Below are 21,892 nucleotides of genomic sequence, written 5' to 3'. Positions count from 1 at the left end.
ATCGCCTGAGGACGATGGGCCGGTAGCAATCAGCCCGACCGCTTGGCGACGTACAGCGCCTGGTCGGCACGCAGGAACATATCCTCCGCGTCATAGGTGATGGCGTTTTGCGCCAGTGCAGCGCCATGGCTTGCGCCCGCTTCCAGCAGATGGCCGTTCCATGCCATCGGCATCCGCAACAGCGCGGTGGCGGCGGTGATCCGGGCTTGCAGACGCCGCAGGTTGCGATTGCTGGGCACCAGCACGGCAAATTCATCGCCGCCGATCCTGGCGACCATCAGCGCGTCAGGGAAGGACTGGCGAATCCGCTGGCCGATCTGGACCAGACAGGCATCGCCCGCCGCATGGCCATAGCGGTCGTTGATCTGCTTGAACCCATCGACATCGAAAAGCACCAGCGCGCCAAGCGGGCGAACGCCTTGCGCCGAGCGCGAAGCGTCGAGAAAGCGCTGCTGGAACACGGCGCGGTTGGAGAGCCCGGTCAGGCCATCCTGCTGGGCAGACTGCTTCAATGCTTCGAATTCGGCCCGCTGGCGGGTGATGTCGAGCTTGGTCCCGACAAGCACGGCGGGGCGACCGCGCTCGCTTTCCACCTTCGCGACAATCTGCACCCATCGCTCGGCGCCATCGGGCCGGGTGATCCGTGCGTCCATCGTGAAACCGGTTCGGCGCGCAATCGCGCGGCTGCGCAACCTGCCGAGCATTTCGCGCGATGGCTCGTCGTATAAAGCGACAATCTCTTCGCGATGGGGGATCTTGCAGCGGTCTATGCCGAAAATGTCGTAGACGCTGCGGGTCCACAGCAGGCTGTCGTTGCGCAGGTCGCATTCGAACACACCGATGCCTGCATGGGCGAGGCTGCGCGCAATCCGCGTCGGATCGGGCCTGGGCCGCGAGCGGACAAGTTCGGGCCGCATGTCGGGACCAGCCCGATCGAAATCATGCGCCAAACCACCCATGCTGTATGATATGCTCCCCACAAAGCGCTTGAAGAAACACGCTAGGCGGCGCCGGTTAACGACGCGTTACATTGCGTCATGCCGGGTGCCAAATGGTTCAGAAAAAAGCCTGAATGCCGGTTTGTGCCCGGCCCAGGATCAGCGCGTGGACATCGTGCGCGCCCTCATAGGTGTTCACCGTCTCCAGGTTCACCATGTGGCGCATCACCTGGTATTCCTCGCTGATGCCGTTGCCGCCGTGCATATCGCGCGCCTGACGGGCGATATCGAGCGCCTTGCCGCAGTTGTTGCGCTTGACGATCGAGATCATCTCGGGCGCGAACCGGCCCTCGTCCATCAGCCGCCCGACGCGCAAGCTCGCCTGCAGCCCCAGCGCGATTTCGGTCTGCATGTCGGCCAGCTTCTTCTGGAACAGCTGGGTTGCAGCGAGCGGCTTGCCGAACTGCACCCGGTCGAGCCCATATTGCCGCGCGGCATGCCAGCAGAACTCCGCCGCGCCCATCGCGCCCCAGCTAATGCCGTAACGCGCGCGGTTGAGGCAGCCGAACGGACCTTTGAGACCCTCGACATTGGGCAGCAGATTCTCTTCGGGGACCTCGACCTCGTCCATCTGGATCATGCCGGTGGTCGAGGCGCGTAACGACAGTTTGCCCTTGATCTTGGGGGCGTCGAGCCCCTTCATCCCCTTTTCGAGGATGAAGCCACGGATCGCGCCGCCGTGCGCGTCGGATTTCGCCCAGATCACGAAGACATCGGCAAACGGGCTGTTCGAGATCCAGGTCTTTGCGCCCGAGATGACATAGCCGCCGTCGACCTTCTTCGCCCGCGTCTTCATGCCGGCTGGGTCCGATCCCGCATCGGGTTCGGTGAGGCCGAAACAGCCGATCAGCGTGCCTGCGCACAGGCCGGGGAGGTATTTGCGGCGCTGCTCGTCGCTGCCATAGGAGTTGATCGGATGGATCACGAGTGAGCTTTGCACCGACATCATCGAGCGATAGCCGCTGTCGACCCGCTCGACCTCGCGCGCGATCAGGCCATAGGCGACATAGCTTGCTTCGGCGCCGCCGAAGTCCTCGGGCAGCGTCGCGCCGAGCAGCCCGGCTTCGCCCATCATCGGGAACAGTTCGGGCGCGTCGATCTCCTCGCGGAAGGCGTCGATCACGCGCGGTTGCAGCACGTCCTGCGCAAACCCGCGCGCGCTCGCCTGGACCAGCCGTTCCTCTTCGGTCAGCTGCTCGTTGATCAGAAAGGGATCGTCCCAGGTGAAGGGAATGGTCTCGGCCTTGCGGATGGTGTCATGCTTCATGGGAGAAGGGTCTAGCGCAGCTTGGGACGGGATTAAACATCAATTTCCGTGGGCAGATTGACGTTTGCGTAAAGCTGCGCCGCTGCATGCCTGTCCGGTTCTGGCACACGGGTGTCTTAACCAAGTTTAGCATTGGGCAATGGTTAAAAAAGCGTTAACACTCTCAACATGCAGCGTTTGACCGTTCTTTCCGCCCCCGCCCGTCCGCACAGTTTTCGCGAAAGCCTGGCGCCGCGCATTCTGGCCGCGACCCCGGTCGACGAACCCGAGGTCCTGGCCAAGCGCAAAAAGGCGCAGCGCAACGAGGAGGTCCGGCTGTTCCTGCTGAGCTTCTCGGCATTCTTCGTGGCGATCACCTCTTTTATCTGGTGAGCGAACCTAAGAAGCGGGCAGCGTCCGATCGGATCGCGGCCTTGTCCTTTTCGGGCCGCTTGGACCAGTTGCGATAGGGCATGCCAAGCCGCGGGTTGTTGCCCAGCACCGCCGCGTTGCGGTCGAGAAAATCCCAGTAGAGCAGGTTGAACGGGCACGCCTTCGGTCCCGTCTTGGCCTTGACGTCGTACCGGCAGCGCCCGCAATAATCGGACATAGTGTTGATGTAGTTGCCGCCCGAGGCATAGGGCTTGCTGGCGAGCAGCCCGCCATCGGCAAACTGGCTCATCCCCAGCGTGTTGGGCAGTTCGACCCACTCATAGGCATCGGCATAGACCTCGAGATACCAGGTATGCACCGCATGCGGATCGATCCCCGCGATCAGCGCGAAATTGCCGGTGATCATCAGCCGCTGGATGTGATGCGCATAGGCATGGTCCAGCGTCTGGCCGATCGCCTGCGCCATGCAGTGCATGTCGGTCTTGCCGTCGTAATAGAACGAGGGGAGGGGGCGGTTCGCCTGCAGCACGTTGCGCTGCGCGTAATCCGGCCCCTCGCGCCAATAGATGCCGCGGACATATTCGCGCCAGCCGATGATCTGGCGGATGAAGCCTTCTGCTGCGTTGATCGGCACCTTGCCGCGCCGGTACTCGGCCTCGACCGCCTGGCACAGCGCCAGCGGATAGAGCAGTCCGCAGTTGAGATAGGGCGAGAGGATCGAGTGCCACAGGAACGGCTGATCGGTCAGCATCGCGTCCTGATAATCGCCAAAGCGGGCAAGCGCGTGTTTTATGAAGTGCGCCTGCTGGGCAAGCGCATCGTCGCGGGTGGTGGCGAAGGCGAAGTGCTCCAGGCTGCCGGGATGGTCGGCAAAGCGGGCGGCGACCAGCTCGAGCACGTCGCGGGTGATCGCGTCGGGCGCATACCGCAGCGGCTGCGGGATCAGCAGCGGTTCGTTCGGCGGGGGCTTGCGGTTCTCGCTGTCGAAGTTCCACTCGCCGCCTTCGGGCTTGCCATGCTCGTCGAGCAGCAGCCCGGTCTTGCGGCGCATGTCGCGATAGAAGAACTCCATCCGCAACTGCTTGCGTGCGGCAGCCCAGGTGTCGAACTCGGCATGGGTGCACACGAAGCGGCTGTCCTCGCGCAGATCGACCGGGACATCGAAGCGGTCGGACCATTCGTTCATCGCGGCGAGCACCCGCCATTCGCCCGGTTCGGTCGCGATGATGCGATCCGGTTTGTGCCGTTCGATCGCTCTTGCGACCTCGCCGGTAAACGAGCCGCTGTTGTCGGGGTCGTCGAGCCGGACATAATCGACCGTCCAGCCTTTCGCGCGCAGATCCTCGGCATGGTGGCGCATCGCCGAGAGGATGAAGGCGATCTTGGCCTTGTGGTGGCGGACGTATCGGGTTTCGTCGTCCACCTCCATCATCAGCACAACCGTCTGTGCAGGATCGGCGCCGTCGAGCGCTGAAAGATCATGACTGAGCTGGTCGCCCAGGATCGGAATGAGGGTTTTCATGAAGGTGCAGGTGTCCTGAACGGTGCTGCCTATAATGATGGGGTGCGGCCCGGCGTGTTCAATGCACGTCTTCAATGCACGTCGGGCAACTGCGGCATTAAGCTATGACATTGCCGACCCGAGACCCTATCTTGGACAAGCCAGGACTACCGCCCTCGCTTTTGAAAGACCGTTCATGCCCGATTCCACTCGCCCCGCCCCGATCGCCCCTAACAGCGCCAGCCTGAGCGCGCTGCAGATGGCGGTGCGCGGGATGCGCAACCATTGCCCGGCTTGCGACCACAAGCCGCTGTTCCGCCGCTATCTCAAGCCGGTCGAACGGTGCGCGTGCTGCGGGCAGGACTGGACGCTGCACCAGGCGGACGATTTTCCCGCCTACATCGCGATCTTCATCAGCGGACACATTCTTGCCCCGGTGCTGATCGCCGCCGGCAGCCGCGAACTGCTGCCGATGGGCGTGCTGGCGCTGATCGCCATCATCGGCGCGCTGGTGCTGACGATCGCGCTGCTGCAACCTGCCAAGGGCGCCGTGATCGCGCTGCAATATCACTGGAAGATGCACGGATTTGGCGAGCCTGATGCGGTGAAGCCCGCCAGGCCCGACTGACCGTCAGAGCTTGCGCCATATCTGCGACTTGCACAGCAGCCCGCCCAGGATGCAACCGCTGATCTTGATGCGGTTGGCATCGAGCTGCCGGATCGTCGAATAATAGGTTTCCCCCAGATCGGGAACGAACACGTTGCCTTTCCAGTGCCCGGGCTTGGTCTCGCGATAGTTCCGCAGCAGGCTGGTGCCGATGAGTTGCGGCGTGCCGCCATTGGCAGCGTCCTTCTTGGCGAGGTCGCTCGCCCAGCTGACCTTGCCGCACAGTTCGGTGCCGCATGGCTGGGTCACGACGCGCACGTCTCCGGTGGGGTTCTCCCACGTGCCATGGATGGGTTCACTCCCGGCCGCTGCCACGGCCGTCCCTGCCTGCCCGGTAACGGCCATGGCAAGGCCCAGCCCTGCCCACGCGAATGCCTTATGCTGCAACCGCACCCGATACATATGTCGACCCTTTGCAACCCGTGACACGGCGATGCCCGCTTATGCCATGCCGAAGCTACGGTTAGGCCATGAACGTGTTCCCGTGTCGAGCAGCTTTGCCGTTGTCGCCTCAATTTGCGACGAAATGCCGACCTGTGCCCGCCGGGATTTTCTTTCATCCAATCCTTACCAATCTGGGCTAGGCAGGCGGCACGATGTCCAGCGCGATCCCTTCCGCTCCCGATCCGTGTCCGCCCAGCGCCGTCAGCCATGGCGCGGGGCTCATCGGGCTTGTCGGGCTCTTCGGCTGGGTGCTGCTGGCGCGGCATTACGCCTGGAACGGCCCCAATGCGGCATTGGTCTGCTGCGTGGCGACCGGCCTTCCCATGGTCCTTTGGTCGCTGCTGGTCGACAAGGTGCACCTGCGCGCCAGCACGGGGCTCGACTGGGCCAATCCGCGCGCGGTCCGGGACGTGATCGATACCAGCCTGATCAAGCTGACCGGGCTGTGGATGACCTGGGCGGCTATCGCTGCGATCTATGCGGTCGCGCGCTGGTACTGGACGGGCAATTATCAGTTCTCGATGAACGTGTTCATCTACGCCTCGCCGTTCCTGTTCTTCCTCTCGATCCCTTATGTGATCTGGATCGATCGGTATCTGAAGGACCAGCACGACGGGGCCTGGCATTTCGGCGCGATGATTTCCGGCCAGCCCGGCTGGGAGCGTGAGGCGATCTTCCACCACCTGCGTGCTTGGGCGGTGAAGGGCTTCTTCCTCGCCTTCATGCTCTCGATCGTGCCGGGCGGCTATGCCGACATCATCAACGCCAATGTCGCCGAGATCGCGACCAACCCGGTGTGGATCGCCAACTGGCTGATCGTTGCGATGTTCCTGGTCGATGTCCAGTTCGCCACCGTCGGCTATGTGCTGACCTTCAAGCCGCTCGATTCGCACATCCGCACCGCCAATCCCTACATGGCGGGCTGGGCGGCGGCGCTGATCTGCTATCCGCCGTTCATCATGATGGGCGACAACGGACCGCTCAATTATCATGTCAACACCGCAGACTGGGCATACTGGTTCGAAGGCAACACACCGCTGCTGGTCGTATGGGGCGCTTGGCTCGTTGTCCTGACCGGCATCTATGCCTGGGCGACAGTCGCGTTCGGCATCCGCTTTTCCAACCTTACCCATCGCGGCATCCTGACGCATGGGCCTTATCGCTGGACCAAGCATCCGGCCTACCTCTCCAAGAACGCCTATTGGTGGTTTGCCACCATGCCGTTTTTGGTGACCAGCGGGTCCTGGGCCGACGGCGTACGCAATGCTGCGCTGCTCGCCTGTGTCTCTGCCGTCTATTACTGGCGTGCGCGAACCGAGGAGCGGCATCTGATGGCCGACCCCGATTACGCCGCCTATGCCGCGTGGATGGACCGCCACGGTCCTGTGCCGCGCCTGATCGCCCGGATCACGGGCCGCCGCGCGAACTCCGAGGCGATACCCGCTCCGGCGGAGTAAACAGGGCAGGCCGCTTGGAACCGCGCTGCGCCGCCCCCATATCCTGCGCTTCCTTAAGAATGCGCGGAGCAATGCAGTTGACGATATCCTTGAAGTCGCTTTCGATCACACTTCCGGCAGCATCGCTGGCGCTGGCGCTGCTGGTGGCCGCCAACCCGGTTGCGCGGGCCAATGCCCAGGCACCGATCACAGGCGACGCAGCGCGCGGCGCCAAGGTCTATCAGGCCAACTGCTCGGGCTGCCATTCGCTCGATGCCAATATCGTCGGCCCGGCGCATCGCGGCGTGTTCGGTCGCAAGGCCGGCAGCGTCAAGGATTTCGCCTATTCGCCCGCGCTCAAGAAGGCCGCGTTCGCCTGGGATGCCGCCAAGCTCGATTCGTGGCTGACCAATCCGCAAGCTTTCGTACCCGGCGCAACAATGGGTTTCCGCCTCTCCGATCCGCAGCGCCGTGCCGATGTCATCGCCTATCTCAAAAAGGAAAGCGGGCAATAATTTGCGCGCGGCGGTCGCCAAATAATCCTTCAAACCCCTTTCGCCCCGCAGCATTAAGAGGCATATTGTGGCCATGGACCGATTTTCAGACAGCATGGACAGGTTCTTCTCGCACAGTGCCACCACCCAGGGCGTCACCGTTCGGGTCGCCGTCAGCTATCTGCCGGACCGCTCGCGCGCCGACAGTGCCCGCTGGTTCTGGTCGTATCATATTCGCATCGAAAACCATTCGGACAGCGCGGTGCAGTTGCTCACCCGTCACTGGATGATCACCGACGGTCGCGGCAACGTGCACCAGGTCGATGGCGAAGGCGTAGTCGGCGAGCAGCCGGTGATCCTGCCGGGCAAGACGCACGATTATGTCTCGGGCTGCCCGCTCGATACGCCGACCGGGCGGATGGAGGGGATTTACCGGATGATGCGCGATGACGATCAGCTGATCGCGGTGGAAATTCCGCGTTTTCCGCTGGTCGCGCCCGCCGTTGCCGATTAACCGACGTTTCGCATGAAACGTACCCATCTACCCCTCAACGGCTTGCGCGTGCTCGATGCCGCCGCCCGTCACCTGAGCTTCACCCGCGCTGCCGATGAGCTGGCGGTGACGCCTGCGGCCGTCGGTCAGCAGATCCGCGCGCTCGAGGACATGCTGGGCGTCGTATTGTTCCGGCGCACGCCCAAGGGGCTTGAGCTGACCGATGAGGCCGGCGCCGGACTCGATGCGCTGCGCGGGGGCTTTCTGCAGTTCGAAGAAGCGGTGCGCGCGATGCAGCAGGGCCAGTCGAGCTTCCGCCTGACGATTGCAGTGCCGCGCGATTTCGCCGCCAAATGGCTGCACCACCGGTTGATTGGCTATGCCGCTGCCAACCCTGAAATTCGCTACACCCTGGTCTCCGGCGACAGCGATATCGACTTCACCGAAGCCAATCTCGATTGTGCAATCCGGCTGGCCGATGGCCCGGGCGAGCTCGAAGGCGCCGTCATCGGTCCGGCGCAGTTCGTCACCGTCGCCGCGCCGGGATATGAAGGCGACCGCCGGATCGAATGGCCCGGCTGCGCGCGCGACCAGGGCGAACCCGATGCCGAAGGCAGCACCGTGATGCAGGTGGCCGATGCAGGCCTGGGACTGGATGCGGCGATCGCGGGCTTCGGCAGCGTGACCGTGCCCTATCTGCTCGCCGAACGTGACCTGACCGAAGGGCGACTGGTCGCGGTGGGCGAAGCCCGCCCCTCGCGCCGCGCCTATTGGGTGGTCGCACCGACCCCGCAATGGCGACAGAAGAAGGTCAAGGCACTGGTCGAGGCGCTGACGGCGCCATGAGCGCGCTTCCGGTGCTGGCGAGCGAGCGGCTGGTGCTGCGCCAGGTGCGGGTGACCGATGCCGAAGCGCTGTTTTCGGTTCTCTCCGACGCAGAGCTTATGACCTGGTGGTCCTCCGGCCCGCACTCCACGGTCGCGGAAACCCGCACTTATCTCGAGCCCGCAGCAGCCGGCGACTGGCGCAGCTGGGCGATCACGCGCATAGGCAACGACACTGCGCTGGGCTGGGTCAACGCGCATGACCGGCGCGAGAATGTGTGCGAACTGGGCTATATCCTTGCGCGCTCCGCCTGGGGGCAGGGGATCGCGCGCGAGGCGGTGACTTTGGTGCTCGATCAGGTGCTGATCACAGAAGGCCAGCGCCGCGTCTTTGCCGATGCCGACCCCGAAAACGCGGCCTCGATTCGCCTGCTGACCTCGATGGGGTTCGTCCAGGAAGGCCATCTGCGCGCCGAATGGGAAACCCATATCGGCGTGCGCGACAGCCTGATCTTCGGGCTGCTCAGGGACGAGTGGCTGCCGCGCCGCCCGCAGCCAGCTGATCGAGCAGGCGCGTCATCAGCGTGACGAATCCGGGCTGGTCGATATCCGCCGCGGAATCGTTGACCACGGCAGAAATGATATAGCGCTCGTTCTGCGCGTTGCGCGCGACAAAGCTCATCGCCATCACCCCCGGCTCCGAGCCGCCCTTGTAGCCCAGATAGGCCCAGCGCCCGGCGTTAACCGGCGGTATCCCCGCATTGACCTTCAGGATCGCGCGGGTGACCGGATCGCTGTCGCGCTCGAGCATGGCCAGCAGCCTGGCGACATCCTGCGGGCTGGCGAACCATTCGACCGTATCGATCTGGTTGGGGCCACCGGTGTAGACCGACAGGTCGAGCCGGGGCAGCCTCAAAACGTCGCCTGACTCTGCCAGAATGCGCGTCTGCCCGGTATCGTCGGCGGCGAGGAAGCGGTCGCGCAAGGCCGCATTGGCGGGCATTTTCAGGCCGGTCACCTGCTGCGTCGAGAGCAAGGGCACCATGTCCGAAGGGCGCGCATGGCCGCTGGCGCGGATGATGGCTGCCAGCTTCTCCTGGCCGATCGCCGCGATCAGCGTGTCGGTGGCGCTGTTGTCGCTGATCGAGATCATCAATGTCGCCAGCGTCTGCAGCGTCATCGGCGCATTGTCGGGCCAGTCCTGGGTGATGCCCGAGGGGTGCGATTTCTGGCTGAGCGGCAGCACCTCGTCCCACCGCCGCTCGCCCGCGCGCACCGCACGGTCGATCTCGGCGAGGACATAGAGCTTGAACACCGAGGCGATAGCGAAGCGCTGGTCGGCGTTGCGGCCGGCGATCGTCTCGGCGCCGCTGTCGGACAGCTTCTGGACGACAAAGCCGCTGCGCCCGGGCAGCGCAGCGATATCGGCGGTGATCTGTTCCAGCGTATCACCCTGCGTGCGCGACCCGGTGACGAACAGACCCGCCAGCTTGCCGTCCTGAACGCCGATGGTGAAGGTGACGATCGCCTTGTCGAAGCGGATATCGACTTTCGCCGACCGGACATCCATCGGCTGGATCGCCTCGACCGCGATCGGCGCACCGAACTGCGTCTTGAGCTGGGCCAGCACTTGGGCGAGCTGGTCGACAGGCACGGCGGTCAGGAAGGAGGGGGTGAAGATGGCCGCAGGCTCGGCGGTGCCTTGCAGCAGCGCCAGGACATCGCGGGCGGGTTGGTCGAAAGTGGTTTGGGTTGCGGGCATGGGGGGAGACGCCTGAGCGAATGCGACGGGTGTGCCCATCGCTAGCGCCAGACCGGCTGTAACTGCCTGAAGCCACCGAGTTGTGCCGAGGTCGCGACTACGTCCCTCGACTTCGCTCGGGACAGACGGAAGGGGGGTGTCTGGAAGAGGGAAAGTGTGAGCTACCCCACCAAAGGCCGGATCACGCTCCCCTCCCGAGTTCCCGAGCGAAGTCGAGGGACGTCGCGCGTCCGACTGGTCCGGGCATCTCCCCCTAAGCGTCGATCGCTTCACGGTCCACCTGCGCGGCGTGGTTCTGGATGAAGTTGAAGCGGTGCTCGGGGTTCTTGCCCATCAGCTCGCCGACCAGCTCCTTGACCGCGGAAAACTGCTCGTAATTCGGCGGCAATGTAACGCGCAGCAGCGAGCGGCTCTGGCGGCTCATCGTCGTTTCCCGCAGCTGGCCGGGGTTCATCTCGCCCAGCCCCTTGAAGCGGCTGACCTCGACCTTCTTGCCCTTGAGGATCGTCCGCTCGAGTTCGGCGCGGTGCGCGTCGTCGCGCGCGTACCAGCTCTTGGCACCGACCACGAGCCGGTAGAGTGGCGGCTGGGCGAGGTACAGGTGCCCAGCCTTCACCAGCTCGGGCATTTCCTGAAAGAAGAAGGTCATCAGCAAGGTCGCGATATGCGCGCCGTCGACATCGGCGTCGGTCATGATGATGATGCGGTCATAGCGCAACTGCCCAGGGTCGCAGTGCTTGCCGGTGCCGCAACCCAGCGCCAGCGCGAGATCGGCGATTTCCTGGTTGGCGCCGATCTTGGCGCTGTTGGCCGAGGCGACGTTCAAAATCTTGCCGCGGATCGGCAGGATCGCCTGCGTCTTGCGGTCGCGTGCCTGCTTGGCCGAGCCGCCCGCGCTGTCGCCCTCGACGATGAAGATTTCGGTCTCGGCGCCCTCGACTCCGGTGCCGTCGTTGCTGCAATCGGTGAGCTTGCCCGGCAGCCGCAGCTTGCGCGCGCTGGTCGCGGTCTTGCGCTTGACCTCGCGCTCGGCCTTGCGCTTCAATCGCTCGTCCATCCGCTCGAGCACCAGCCCGAGCAGCGCCTTGCCGCGCTCCATGTTGTCGGTCAGGAAATGATCGACATGATCGCGCACCGCATTCTCGACCAATCGCGCCGCCTCGGGCGAGGTCAGCCGGTCCTTGGTCTGGCTCTGGAACTGCGGATCGCGGATGAACACCGAGAGCATCAGTTCGCTGCCGGTCATCACGTCCTCAGCAGTGAGCTGCGTCGCTTTCTTGTTGCCGATCAGCTCGCCAAAGCCGCGCAGGCCCTTGAGGATCGCCGCGCGCAGGCCCGCCTCATGCGTGCCGCCGTCGGGGGTGGGGATGGTGTTGCAATAGTAGCTATAGCTGCCATCGCTCCACAGCGGCCAGGCGACCGCCCATTCGACCCGGCCCTTGCCATCGGGAAAGTCCTGCCGCCCGGCGAAGAAATCGGAAGTCGCGCATTCGCGCCCGCCCAATTGCTCGCGCAGATGATCGGCAAGCCCGCCGGGGAACTGGAACACCGCCTCTTGCGGCACCTTGTCGTCGGAAAGCTCGGCATCGCACTTCCAGCGGATCTCGACCCCGGCGTAAAGATACGCCTTGGACCGCGCGAGGGCGAACAACCGCGCCGACTTGAACTTCGCGCCAGCACCGAAGATCTCGTCGTCGGGCACAAAGCTGATCGTGGTGCCGCGCCGGTTGGGCGCAGCGCCAACTTTCTCCAGCGGACCCAGCGGAGCGCCGCGCGAATAATGCTGCGCGTACAATTCCTTGTTGCGCGCCACTTCGACCAGCAGTTCGCTCGACAGCGCATTGACCACAGAGACGCCGACGCCGTGCAGGCCGCCGCTGGTGGCATAGGCCTTGTCGGAGAACTTGCCGCCCGAGTGCAGCGTGGTGAGGATCACCTCGAGCGCCGACTTGCCGGGGAACTTGGGGTGCGGATCGACCGGGATGCCGCGGCCGTTGTCGCTGATCGACAGATGGTTGCCGGGACGCAAGCTGACCTCGATCCGGCTGGCATGGCCCGCCACCGCCTCGTCCATGGAGTTGTCGAGCACTTCGGCCGCCAGATGGTGCAGCGCCCGCTCGTCGGTTCCCCCGATATACATGCCGGGCCTGCGCCGCACCGGTTCGAGCCCCTCCAGCACCTCGATCGCCGAGGCGTCATAGGTTTCGGCAGGGGCTTGCGATTTCGCGAACAGATCGTCTGACATGCTCACAGCTATAGGGCGCAAGCGCCGTAGCGAGCAAGCACGGCATCGCGATTATCCAGAGCTTTCGGGAGACGTCTCGCCGCCGTCCCAGCAGTCACGCCAAATCCGTCCTGAAGGCATGTCCAATTCATCATATACTGCAAGAACGCTCCAAGTTAATCTCAAATATGGGAAGAACCGAGTCGTAGTGTTTGTCTGTAGAGGGAGGGGCATATGTCGAAGATCATTCCACCAGCACGCCCACGCTTAAGTGCGGGGCAATTAATTGAAATGATTGAAAAACGGGGCATAGAGTTTTCCAAGCATCCACTGATCATCGCGGGAGTGCGAGGGTATTATACGAAGACCATGGGCGATCCGACCAAAGACGACATCGGCATATATGATGATGCCATTTTCCTGCTCACCGAAAACATGATGGCTGCGTTCAACGGCAACACTGATCCGTCGAAACGCCGACCAGGGCAAGGGTTTGGAAGTCTAAAGGGAATGGCGCGGCTGCAGCCGGGAGCATGGCTATCCTACAAGTTCGCACAGCATTCTGGCCCGTCAACCCCGCCCTATGATGCAATCTGTCAGCGCGCAGGCCCGGTAACGGTGATGCGCGACGGGATTACCCAAGATTACGAGCATACCGGCAATTTCGGCATCAACATCCACCGGGGGTCGATGAATTCAACGTCTAGCGAAGGTTGCCAGACCATCTATCCGACGCAGTGGCTCGAATTCATCGTTTCAGCCCAAAGTCAGGCCAAGCGGATATTCGGTACCCAGTGGAAATCGGTGACGCTGCCCTACGTGCTGATGACGCACGCCGAACTGCCCGCAGGCTGAGCGCGCTCAGCGCACCCTTGGTCCGCCGAACGGCATCGGCGGGGGAGGGCGGCGTGTGCCGCGCGGCAGCTGGGCCTGATAGGCGCGGCCGCAATGCTCCACGCAATACGGGAAGCCCGGATTGACGGCCTGGCCGCAAAAGTGGAAATCGGGCTCGCCCGGGTGACCCATCGGCCAGCGGCAGATGCGGTCGGTCAGGTCGAGCAATGTGGTCTTGTCGGCGATGTCCGCGCTGGGGCGGGCAGGGACAAGGCGGCGCGGCGGGGCAGGCGGAATCGGCGCCTGCTGGTCGCCAGGCCCCTGACGCAGGAATCCGCCGGGGCCGACCGAAACGATGCGCGGCTGCGGCTTGGGGGCAACGACGGCGTCGGTGCCTGCGTCTGCATCGTCATCCTCGTCGTCTGCCGGATCGGCAGCCACGACGGGGCGCGGGGCAGGCGTGGGTGCAGGCGTCGGCGCCGGTGCGGCCCGCGCGGGCTGTGCCGGGGCGTCGACCTTGAACGGCGGCGCATCGCTCGCGGCCTCTGGCTCGGCTTCGGGCTTCTTTGCGGGTTTGGGCGCATCGGCCTTTTTCAGGACCTTGGGCTTGGCTTCGCCGGCCTTGACCGGCGAGGGACGCGATTTCAGGCCAAGACGGTGCGCCTTGCCGATCACCGCATTGCGGCTCACCCCGCCCAGCTCTTCGGCGATCTGGCTGGCGGTGAGGCCCTTTTCCCACATGGTTTTGAGCTGATCTATGCGCTCGTCGGTCCATGACATGAACAGCAATTCCTTCTTGACCAATTGGGGCTTGCCCGGTCTGGTGTCCGCCGATAGGCGCAACCACCATGAACGATCAAGCACCAAATCCCCCCGCAGGCGTCGCTTCGCCGGGCGATCGACCTCAAATCGGCACCGGCCCTGCCTTTGCAGAGCCCGGCACCGTCAGGATCGGCGCAATCAACTGGGGAGGGTTGAAAGCCCTCTATATGAAAGAGGTGCGCCGGTTCTTCAAGGTCCAGTTGCAAACCATCTGGGCGCCGGCGATCACAACGATGCTGTATCTGGTGATTTTCACCGTTGCCCTGGGGCGCAGCGGACGGACGGTCCTTGGCGTGCCCTTCGCCGATTTCCTCGCGCCGGGTCTGATCGTGATGGCAATGATGCAGAACAGCTTTGCCAATTCCAGCTTCTCGCTGCTGGTCGGCAAGATCCAGGGCACGATCATCGATTATCTGATGCCGCCTTTGTCCGAGCTCGAGGTGCTGGTCTCGCTGACGATCGCGGCGGTCACCCGCGCGGTTCTGGTCGGCGGCGCGGTGTGGCTGGCGATGGTGTTGTGGCCGGGCATCGACGTCACGCCGCGCCATCCGTGGGCGATCGTATGGTTCGGCCTGATGGGCGCGATGATGCTGGCGTTCATGGGCGTGCTGACATCGGTCTGGGCAGAAAAGTTCGATCATGCCGCCGCGATCACCAACTTCGTGGTCGCCCCGCTCGCATTGCTGTCGGGCACCTTCTATTCGGTCGAGGCGATGGCGCCCGCGTTCCGCACGCTCAGCCACGCCAACCCGTTCTTCTACGTGATCTCGGGCTTCCGCTACGGGTTCATCGGCTCGGCCGATTCGCCGCTGCTGCTGGGCGCAAGTCTGCTGGTGGCGATCAACGTCGCGCTCGGCTTTGCCTGCTACGCATTGTTGCGCTCGGGCTGGAAGCTGCGCTCCTGATTCACCACTGGCCGCGCCGAGCCCCCGGCGCAGCGCTTAATGCATCGTGCGCAGGCGGTAACGCCCGTCGCTGAACGGCCCGAACAGCTGTGGCACTGCGGGATGATCAACCGGCTCGCCGCTGTCGTCGGTGACCAGATTCTGCTGGCTGACATAGGCGATGTAGCTGTTCTCCGCGTTCTCGGCGAACAGGTGATAGAATGGCTGGTCCTTGGCGGGACGCAGTTCCTCGGGGATCGATTCGTACCAGTCGTCGCTGTTGGCGAAGACGGGATCGATATCGAACACCACGCCGCGGAAATCGAAGATGCGATGCCGCACGACATCACCAATGGTATAACGCGCGCGCGAGACGCGCGGCATGATCACGCCACCGGGCGTTTCGGTGATCCCCGACGCATCGTCATTGCCGGATCGGAAGGAATTGTTGCTCATCCTTTCAATCTAGGGTGTTGCAACGCAGCATACAAGCTTTGTGCGGCCAACCCGCAGCTTTACGCTTGGCAAGCTCCCACGGCTGCGCTAATGGCCCGCCTTCCCGCAGATCGACCACATCTTTCTGCACTGCGGGAACCAGTTTGGGTCGCCAGGCATCGCCATGGCCCCGCCAGGCCGGAGAGGTGGCAGAGTGGTCGAATGTACCGCACTCGAAATGCGGCGTGGGCGCGAGCTCACCGTGGGTTCGAATCCCACCCTCTCCGCCAGGTACTAATCCCACAAAATCCCTGACTGGCTCCAGACGTCCAGCTTTCCTGCGGGTTACGCTGGTGATTCGGATCCAAATGTGTCCCACGTCGTCCAGACCGACATTTTTGCAAATGTGGGAACAAATTTTATGATCACCTCCATGAAAACCACTTCGAAGACAGGCTCTGAAATCAAGAGCCAGACCACCCGCCGAGTAGGGTTTGGTGATGGCCTTTATCGCTACGAGAGGCCGGGAGGGAGTAGCAGCTGGGTTTGCCGGGTGCAGCACAAGGGCGACCGGAGAGATTTCGGCCTGGGCAGCTGCAGCAAGGTGAGCCTGGTCGATGCCCGCGAACGGGCGCGCGAGGTTCGAAGCCAGGTCGAGATGGGTCTCGACCCGCAGTTCGAGCGGCGAAAGGTCGATGCCGTGCCGACCTTCAAGGACGCTGCGCAGCGGGTCTATGAGGTTCACTCGAAGACCTGGCGCAATGGCAAGCACCACGGCCAATGGATGCGAACTCTGGAAGCCTATGCCTTTCCTTTCATCGGGAAAATGAAGGTTGACCGGATCACGGGGCCCATGATCCGTGACCTTCTGGCCGAGATCTGGCTGACCAAGCCAGAAACGGCACGCAGGGTCCGGCAGCGGGTCGGCGTGGTGCTCGATTGGGCCTATGCATCCGGTTATCGCGATACCGAGGCGCCGATGCGGGCTATCACCAAAGGCTTGCCGCGCCAGCCTCGCCGTGATGGCCACTTTCCTGCCATGCCCTATGAGAAGGTGCCCAAATTCGTCCAGAAGTTGCGTTCACGAGAATCGTTCAGCCGTCTGGCGCTGGAGTTTGCCATCTTCACGGCTGCCCGGTCGGGCGAAGTGCGCGGCATGACCTGGGATGAGGTCGACCTCGAAGACGGCCTCTGGACCCTCCCCAAGGAACGGATGAAGGCATTTCGTGAGCATGTTGTCCCTCTGGCCTCCCGGCCAATGCGTATTCTGCGCCGCTGCAAGCAACTGCGCCTTCGGGAGTCGCCGTATGTATTTCCGGGCTTCAAGAATATGCAGCCACTGTCCGACATGACCCTGTCCAAGCTGATGAAGGAGATGGGCCAGCCGTACACACCGCACGGGTTTCGCTCGTCGTTTCGCGATTGGGTGAGCGAGGAAACGGATCATCCCAGTGATGTTGCCGAAGCGGCGTTGGCGCACGTGGTGGCAAATAAGACTGAGGCAGCTTACCGGCGCGGGAACCTGCTGGAGAAGAGGCGCGTCATGATGGCGGGATGGGCCGCCTACTGCGATAAGGAAAGCTGAAGGAACTTGCATCACGCTGATCTGCAGGTTCGTAATCGCGGTCAAGCTGCTTGCTCGGCTTGACCGCGAAGCTTCTTTGGACGCATCGTTCGATGATATCACTTGTTATCCTCGCGCCAGCAAAACGGTAGGCGAACCTGCCGCACTAATTGGGCTGCGTTTTTCGCCTCTGGGATGCGCGATGAATCCATCCGGTTATTGGAAAAAGTGATGTTCCCAGAAAGATGATTTTAGTGCCGTGATGCGCGCTTAGCAGTTTTTCGAGCGGCAGTGGGTGCCGCTAGTGAAAAGGCTCAACCCACCAAGATTGAATTGATGCATCCGGATCCGGTTCTAATTTTGCTTGCGACCGCAACCGAATGAGTCAGTATCGACACACGCTGATGTAATATCAGCGTGTGACCGGGTTCTGACACGCATGTCCAGGCGTACAGCTAAAGGTGTCAGTACGTGCATCCGACGTGCGTTTCCTATTGCTCGGTCACGTTTTAGATCAGCCAGTCTCAATTATAATCGGATTATAAAATGGAGATGACGTTCAACCGGGCATAGCCTTTCTCTGCGACTATCCTGGTCGCATATTACGGAAAGGAACTGAGCATGAACTCGTTTGAACCTCAGCATGACGACGTCATCGATCTGGGCGCTGTGCAGGACGAAACCCGCGGCGCCTCGATTCTGGGCGAAGACGATGTCCAGACGGGGCAGCGTATCTTCGTTGGCGGTATCGAGTCCGACGACTGAACAGCCAGTGGCGTGCAGCCTGATGGTTGCACGCCATTGCTGATCGCAAGCCTGTCATGATGGGATATCGGCTCTCTCCGCACCTGCACTTCTGCACATTGGGATCATGCTCGGTGTTTCTCGACCTCGATTCTGATCGCTACTTTCTGTTGCACAAGGATGCCGACGCTCGGTTCCAGCGCTTCGTGTCCGGTTGCGCAGATGTCTCGGACCTTGCCTGGCTGCAGTCGCGAAGCATCATACAAGCCGGCCCGGCAGACTCGGCAGAGCGAAAGCTCCAGGTTGAAACGCCTCTCTTCAGTGTCATCGAGAATGATATCCAGCCTGCGCCTCTCAGGCTCACAGCGAAGGCCATTTTATATCAGGTCTGTGCGGAACTGATGCTCAAGCGACGCCCTCTTGCAAAGGTTTTCAGCCGAATTGCATCAACCAGCTTGCCCGCCAGGCCGGAAGAATTTCTGGTTGCCGCTCGCGCGGCAGCAGCTTTCCAGCGGGCAGGCCGCTTTACCTCTGGTATCGACAAGTGTCTGGTTCGGGGGATCGCAATGAAATGCATGCTCGCCCGTCAGGGTTGCCATGTTGACCTCATAATCGGGGTAGCATTGCCATTCTCAGCCCATTGCTGGGTCCAGTTCGGTTCCACAGTCCTGACAGACCCGCTTGACCTCGTCACCACCTACAAACCCATTCTGGTCGTATAATGGCCGGACATTTTCGTATTGAACTGTCATCGGGCAGCGAAGCTGGGGCCGGAACTGATCCAACCAACGGTTGCCCCGCATTTGTTGATCCTGCAGTGCGCGTCTGGAGCGATACTCCCGTGATCCGGATCGGTGATCACGGCTGCATCATCGGTCACCTGTTTGAACGCGTCGAGCCAAGCCGACGAATAACAACACTTGATGACGTAACTGTACAGGCAATTCTGGCGAGCGAAGGCCGATCGCTGCTCACAGATTTCTGGGGGGCCTATGTTGCCGTTCTTGTTGGAGATGGCGGCACAGTGTCCGTACTGCGCGATCCGTCCGGGCAGCTGCCATGCTATTATCAGTCCAAATCCGACAGTCTAACCCTTGGCAGTGATGTCGAGGACCTCGCAACTCGCGGGTCGGGAGCTGTCAACTTCGAACAGGTCGGACGGCTTCTGATCAGCCTCGATGCAATCGGGCGCGACACCTGCCTTGTAGGCATTTCGGAACTTCTGGCTGGAGAATGCATTACGAGGTCGACTGCAGGAACTTCCCTGAGAGCGTGGTGGACGCCATGGCGTTGGACAGATGCAGGCCAACAGATACATTTTGATGCTGCAGCCGCAAAGCTTCGCCGCGTCACAATCAACTGTGTTCGTTCCTGGGGAGGCTGCTTCGAGTCGATTCTGCTCGGCGTCTCCGGCGGGCTCGATTCTTCCATCGTCGCTTGCGCAGTGCAGCTGCACACCATGTTGCACTGCCTCAATCTGGTCAGCAATGATCCGCACGGGGATGAAAGAAGCTACGCTGCCAGGCTGGCAACAGTGCTGGATCGTCCGTTGCATGAACGACATTACGCCTTGTCATCAGTGGATGTCGAAGAGCCGGTTGCTCCGCACCATCCATGGCCGGTTGCGCCCTATTTAATGCAGTCCATCGCAGCCATACATTCGCAATTTCGTGACAACCATTACATCGAGGCACATTTCTCAGGCAATGGCGGTGACAATGTGTTCTGCAGCTTGCACACGGCTGCACCGTTCGTGGACCGGTTCCTGTCTCAAGGATCCCGCTCCGGCATCATGACTACCTTGCGGGATCTCAGTGTCCTGACGGGTGCCGACGGCATGACAATCCTGCGCCATGCGTGGGACATTTACAGGCGGGCCGGCCATACACCGCGTATCGCCAGCGACACGTCTGGCCTGTCGAGATCATTTATCGAAACACTTGTGCCTGATCGGTCGCTCCATCCTTGGCTTGACGCTCCTAAGGATGCGCTTCCGGGCAAAATTGGTCACGTCAAGCAGCTCATCCGCGCGCAACGCAGCATTGAACTGTATCCGCGCAAGACTCACCCAATCCACATTGCTCCATTGCTGTCTCAGCCGATTATCGAGTTGTGCCTCGCAATCCCGACATGGCTATGGGTTAATGAGGGCAAAAACAGGGCAGTTGCCCGAGCAGCCTTTGAAGGTATCGTTCCAAAAGAGCTGCTGCAGCGAACTTCAAAGGGTGGACCATCCGGCTTCATGCGGGAGATCTACCAATCGCAAGGCCGTAAAGCAGAGGACATGCTGCGTGGCGGCATGCTTGCAAAAACCGGGATGTTGGACCTTTCTATCTTTGATGGAGCCGGACAACCAACCCCAGATGGATCAAACAGGGCGAGACGAATACTCACATTATGCGCAGCCGAGACGTGGGCACGATGGTGGAACAGTGCTATTTGATGACCGATGCATCCCCGGCGGTGCCTAGAGGCTGGGATTGGCACCTTTCCGGCAGATCCTCCGCCATTCGCGCCCATCGGTCAAAATCATCCGGGAATTCAAAATCGCGGTCACGCTCGCCGCGTAGCCAGAAATCGAACCAGGCAAGGTTTTCGCGCATAGCCTGAAGGCGGTTGGAGGGAATGTGAAACAGATGCGTTTCATCGGTTGCAACAGTCTCGCCAGGATAAAGGCCGATCTGGGCCGGAACGCGCGCAGATCGCAGCGCCAAATGGAAATCTATTGCCCCTGCAAAGGGGGCCGCCATCTGGTGGAGCACTGGCGCGCACACGCGATCTGCGCGTAGCGATGGTGAAAGGCGGCGGTAATTTTGCAGATTTTCACCCGCAGGCGGCCCCCCGAAAATGGCGGTATAGGAGCGGATCGCTTCAGGATAGGCTGCAGGCTCGAGGAAACTGCCATCGCCACTGGATGCGGCTTTGAACAGACCGGATTGCGTCACTGCAACATTCGCAATTTGAGAACCGCGGCTATAGCCTGCGATGCCAACCCGCGTGACATCCAACGCGCCCTCTTTTGCCATCTGGCCAACAACATCTTCCAGGGTATCGATAACGTTCAGCCAGACATGGCGCTGAAGTTCTTCAGGTGTCAGTTGGCCACGCCCAGCCCGCCACTGGGCATAAGCCGCCATCAAGGCCGGATCTTGCCTCGGGGATGGTTCATTTACGAGAACGACCATGTATCCGCGCTCTGCCCAAAGCTGAACGGGATAGTCCCATTGAAAGTCCTGTTCGGCAAAACGCTCGTCGGCATCGCTTCCGTGCGTAACGACAATGGCAGGATATTTCTGACCCTTTTCAAACCCGCGCGGCCAGACAATGAACCCTGTGGTATTGAGTCCATGTCGATTGGTCCATGTATGTGCCGTTGTCCGCAAGGGTGTTTTAGCTTGGTGTCGCGCGGAAAGTTCGATGATGTTGTCGACCTTGCCGGTGCCGGGCTCAACCCTGACCAGCCGAGGTGATTGTGTCATCGACTCTTCGACACAAACGCCCCAGTCCACGTCCGCACGAAAATCGCACCGGGTCAGACTTCCATTGGTCAAGATCGGTCGCACGCTGTGTAAGGTCACAAGCGCCAATCCGTAGCGCGGATGCTTGGTCGTCCGCATTCCAAGAACTGTTCTCTGACCATCGGTCGAGCGCCAGCTTGCCGCGGCCCGTGGATCACCCACATAGAAAGGATACTTGCCGTAACTGTGTTGCGGTGCGCCGGCCTGAGTCTCGACCAGTTCGAACGACGTTCCCAATCCGCTGCTGGCGAGAAGGCCCCCGCGAGGCCCCATGACAAAACCAACCGAAGGTAGACCTTGCTGCTTTCCAACCGACACGCTGGTTGTTGATCCGAACTTCAGCTCAAAGGTTTCAGACTCATCGCTTTGTGTGCCCGATGTGGTTTCGACGTAATAGCGCAAGCCATCTTTGGTCCATTTCACGGTGCCGGCCAAATAGAAGGCAAGACGGTCTTTCGTAGGACGTGTTGCAACAAGTATGTCTTCACCGGGACTGTCATGATTTTCGTGTGTGGGCGGGCGGTTGACCATCAGGCCGACATGGCCCTGATGAAACGTTCGCCGAAGATCACGGCAAATTGTGCCTTTGCCATAGTCCATTCACGTGGC

22 protein-coding genes and 1 tRNA gene are annotated in these 21,892 nt (G+C 61.9%); 14 read left to right on the top strand and 9 right to left on the bottom strand.

Going from position 1 to position 21,892, the window contains the following annotated elements:
• Window positions 1-29 precede the first annotated feature (29 nt).
• Together ACK4R0_RS15715 and ACK4R0_RS15710 are read right to left on the bottom strand one after the other, a co-directional pair.
• A complete protein-coding gene (locus tag ACK4R0_RS15715) occupies window positions 30-959 on the bottom strand; it encodes a GGDEF domain-containing protein (protein WP_409676119.1) in 930 nt (309 codons plus the stop codon).
• A 97-nt stretch (window positions 960-1,056) separates the two neighbouring features.
• Entirely contained in the window at window positions 1,057-2,265 is a 1,209-nt protein-coding gene (locus ACK4R0_RS15710) for an acyl-CoA dehydrogenase (protein WP_409676116.1), read from the bottom strand.
• A gap of 168 nt (window positions 2,266-2,433) precedes the next feature.
• On the opposite strand from ACK4R0_RS15710, the gene ACK4R0_RS15705 reads away from it, so the two are divergent.
• A complete protein-coding gene (locus tag ACK4R0_RS15705; RefSeq protein ID WP_409676113.1) occupies window positions 2,434-2,637 on the top strand; it encodes a hypothetical protein in 204 nt (67 codons plus the stop codon).
• On the opposite strand, the gene ACK4R0_RS15700 is transcribed toward ACK4R0_RS15705, so the two are convergent.
• Window positions 2,627-4,159: a cryptochrome/photolyase family protein gene (locus ACK4R0_RS15700; protein ID WP_409676110.1), complete on the bottom strand. Its 1,533-nt coding sequence runs from the start codon at window positions 4,157-4,159 to the stop codon at window positions 2,627-2,629. The genes ACK4R0_RS15705 and ACK4R0_RS15700 overlap by 11 nt on opposite strands.
• Window positions 4,160-4,334: 175 nt before the next feature.
• Here ACK4R0_RS15700 and ACK4R0_RS15695 point away from each other — a divergent pair, with 175 nt between their 5' ends.
• Window positions 4,335-4,766 (top strand): DUF983 domain-containing protein, encoded by a 432-nt coding sequence (locus tag ACK4R0_RS15695; protein WP_409676107.1) that lies wholly within the window; start codon window positions 4,335-4,337, stop codon window positions 4,764-4,766.
• A 3-nt stretch (window positions 4,767-4,769) separates the two neighbouring features.
• On the opposite strand, the gene ACK4R0_RS15690 is transcribed toward ACK4R0_RS15695, so the two are convergent.
• A complete protein-coding gene (locus ACK4R0_RS15690) occupies window positions 4,770-5,150 on the bottom strand; it encodes a DUF2147 domain-containing protein (RefSeq protein WP_409676104.1) in 381 nt (126 codons plus the stop codon).
• A 251-nt stretch (window positions 5,151-5,401) separates the two neighbouring features.
• Between ACK4R0_RS15690 and ACK4R0_RS15685 the strand changes: the two genes are divergently transcribed.
• From ACK4R0_RS15685 to ACK4R0_RS15665, 5 genes are all read left to right on the top strand, one after another.
• Entirely contained in the window at window positions 5,402-6,706 is a 1,305-nt protein-coding gene (locus tag ACK4R0_RS15685) for a methyltransferase family protein (protein ID WP_409676101.1), read from the top strand.
• 89 nt (window positions 6,707-6,795) lie between these two features.
• A complete protein-coding gene (locus ACK4R0_RS15680; protein WP_409676098.1) occupies window positions 6,796-7,200 on the top strand; it encodes a c-type cytochrome in 405 nt (134 codons plus the stop codon).
• Window positions 7,201-7,273: 73 nt separating this feature from the next.
• A complete protein-coding gene (gene apaG, locus ACK4R0_RS15675) occupies window positions 7,274-7,693 on the top strand; it encodes a Co2+/Mg2+ efflux protein ApaG (RefSeq protein WP_409676096.1) in 420 nt (139 codons plus the stop codon).
• A gap of 12 nt (window positions 7,694-7,705) precedes the next feature.
• A complete protein-coding gene (locus ACK4R0_RS15670; RefSeq protein ID WP_409676093.1) occupies window positions 7,706-8,518 on the top strand; it encodes a LysR family transcriptional regulator in 813 nt (270 codons plus the stop codon).
• Window positions 8,515-9,084, top strand: a complete 570-nt coding sequence (locus ACK4R0_RS15665; RefSeq protein WP_409676090.1) for a GNAT family N-acetyltransferase — start codon at window positions 8,515-8,517, stop codon at window positions 9,082-9,084. Before ACK4R0_RS15670 ends, ACK4R0_RS15665 begins: the two co-directional genes overlap by 4 nt.
• On the opposite strand, the gene ACK4R0_RS15660 is transcribed toward ACK4R0_RS15665, so the two are convergent.
• The gene (locus tag ACK4R0_RS15660; protein WP_409676087.1) at window positions 9,020-10,258 is read right to left on the bottom strand and encodes a serine hydrolase; all 1,239 of its coding nucleotides are present in this window, start codon (window positions 10,256-10,258) and stop codon (window positions 9,020-9,022) included. The genes ACK4R0_RS15665 and ACK4R0_RS15660 overlap by 65 nt on opposite strands.
• Before the next feature lie 253 nt (window positions 10,259-10,511).
• Window positions 10,512-12,503 (bottom strand): DNA topoisomerase IV subunit B, encoded by a 1,992-nt coding sequence (gene parE, locus ACK4R0_RS15655; protein ID WP_409676084.1) that lies wholly within the window; start codon window positions 12,501-12,503, stop codon window positions 10,512-10,514.
• 213 nt (window positions 12,504-12,716) lie between these two features.
• Here parE and ACK4R0_RS15650 point away from each other — a divergent pair, with 213 nt between their 5' ends.
• Complete coding sequence (locus ACK4R0_RS15650) at window positions 12,717-13,337, top strand: hypothetical protein (RefSeq protein ID WP_409676081.1); 621 nt, start codon at window positions 12,717-12,719, stop codon at window positions 13,335-13,337.
• A gap of 6 nt (window positions 13,338-13,343) precedes the next feature.
• Here ACK4R0_RS15650 and ACK4R0_RS15645 read toward each other — a convergent pair whose 3' ends face one another.
• Window positions 13,344-14,096, bottom strand: a complete 753-nt coding sequence (locus ACK4R0_RS15645; RefSeq protein ID WP_409676078.1) for a GcrA family cell cycle regulator — start codon at window positions 14,094-14,096, stop codon at window positions 13,344-13,346.
• Between the two features lie 68 nt (window positions 14,097-14,164).
• Between ACK4R0_RS15645 and ACK4R0_RS15640 the strand changes: the two genes are divergently transcribed.
• On the top strand, window positions 14,165-15,043 hold the full coding sequence (locus ACK4R0_RS15640; RefSeq protein ID WP_409676075.1) for an ABC transporter permease: 879 nt from the start codon (window positions 14,165-14,167) through the stop codon (window positions 15,041-15,043).
• A 36-nt stretch (window positions 15,044-15,079) separates the two neighbouring features.
• Here ACK4R0_RS15640 and hspQ read toward each other — a convergent pair whose 3' ends face one another.
• Window positions 15,080-15,406 carry a heat shock protein HspQ gene (hspQ, locus tag ACK4R0_RS15635; RefSeq protein ID WP_409676214.1) on the bottom strand — a complete coding sequence of 109 codons (327 nt, stop codon included), beginning with the start codon at window positions 15,404-15,406 and terminating at the stop codon, window positions 15,080-15,082.
• 251 nt (window positions 15,407-15,657) lie between these two features.
• On the opposite strand from hspQ, the gene ACK4R0_RS15630 reads away from it, so the two are divergent.
• The 5 genes from ACK4R0_RS15630 to ACK4R0_RS15610 all read left to right on the top strand — a co-directional run bounded on the left by ACK4R0_RS15630 (window position 15,658) and on the right by ACK4R0_RS15610 (window position 20,208).
• Window positions 15,658-15,747, top strand: a tRNA-Ser gene (locus ACK4R0_RS15630).
• Window positions 15,748-15,890: 143 nt separating this feature from the next.
• Window positions 15,891-17,042: a tyrosine-type recombinase/integrase gene (locus ACK4R0_RS15625; protein ID WP_409676072.1), complete on the top strand. Its 1,152-nt coding sequence runs from the start codon at window positions 15,891-15,893 to the stop codon at window positions 17,040-17,042.
• Window positions 17,043-17,642: 600 nt separating this feature from the next.
• Window positions 17,643-17,786, top strand: a complete 144-nt coding sequence (locus ACK4R0_RS15620) for a benenodin family lasso peptide (RefSeq protein WP_409676069.1) — start codon at window positions 17,643-17,645, stop codon at window positions 17,784-17,786.
• A gap of 56 nt (window positions 17,787-17,842) precedes the next feature.
• Complete coding sequence (locus ACK4R0_RS15615; protein WP_409676066.1) at window positions 17,843-18,487, top strand: lasso peptide biosynthesis B2 protein; 645 nt, start codon at window positions 17,843-17,845, stop codon at window positions 18,485-18,487.
• Window positions 18,487-20,208: an asparagine synthase-related protein gene (locus tag ACK4R0_RS15610; RefSeq protein WP_409676063.1), complete on the top strand. Its 1,722-nt coding sequence runs from the start codon at window positions 18,487-18,489 to the stop codon at window positions 20,206-20,208. The genes ACK4R0_RS15615 and ACK4R0_RS15610 overlap by 1 nt, the downstream gene beginning before the upstream one ends.
• On the opposite strand, the gene ACK4R0_RS15605 is transcribed toward ACK4R0_RS15610, so the two are convergent.
• Window positions 20,201-21,706: a prolyl oligopeptidase family serine peptidase gene (locus ACK4R0_RS15605; RefSeq protein WP_409676060.1), complete on the bottom strand. Its 1,506-nt coding sequence runs from the start codon at window positions 21,704-21,706 to the stop codon at window positions 20,201-20,203. The genes ACK4R0_RS15610 and ACK4R0_RS15605 overlap by 8 nt on opposite strands.
• Between the last annotated feature and the right edge of the window lie 186 nt (window positions 21,707-21,892).

This window comes from Blastomonas sp., assembly GCF_046294995.1.
GTDB lineage: Bacteria > Pseudomonadota > Alphaproteobacteria > Sphingomonadales > Sphingomonadaceae > Blastomonas.
Note: the sequence above shows the minus strand (reverse complement) of the source record. Positions and strands in the feature narration are given on the sequence as shown.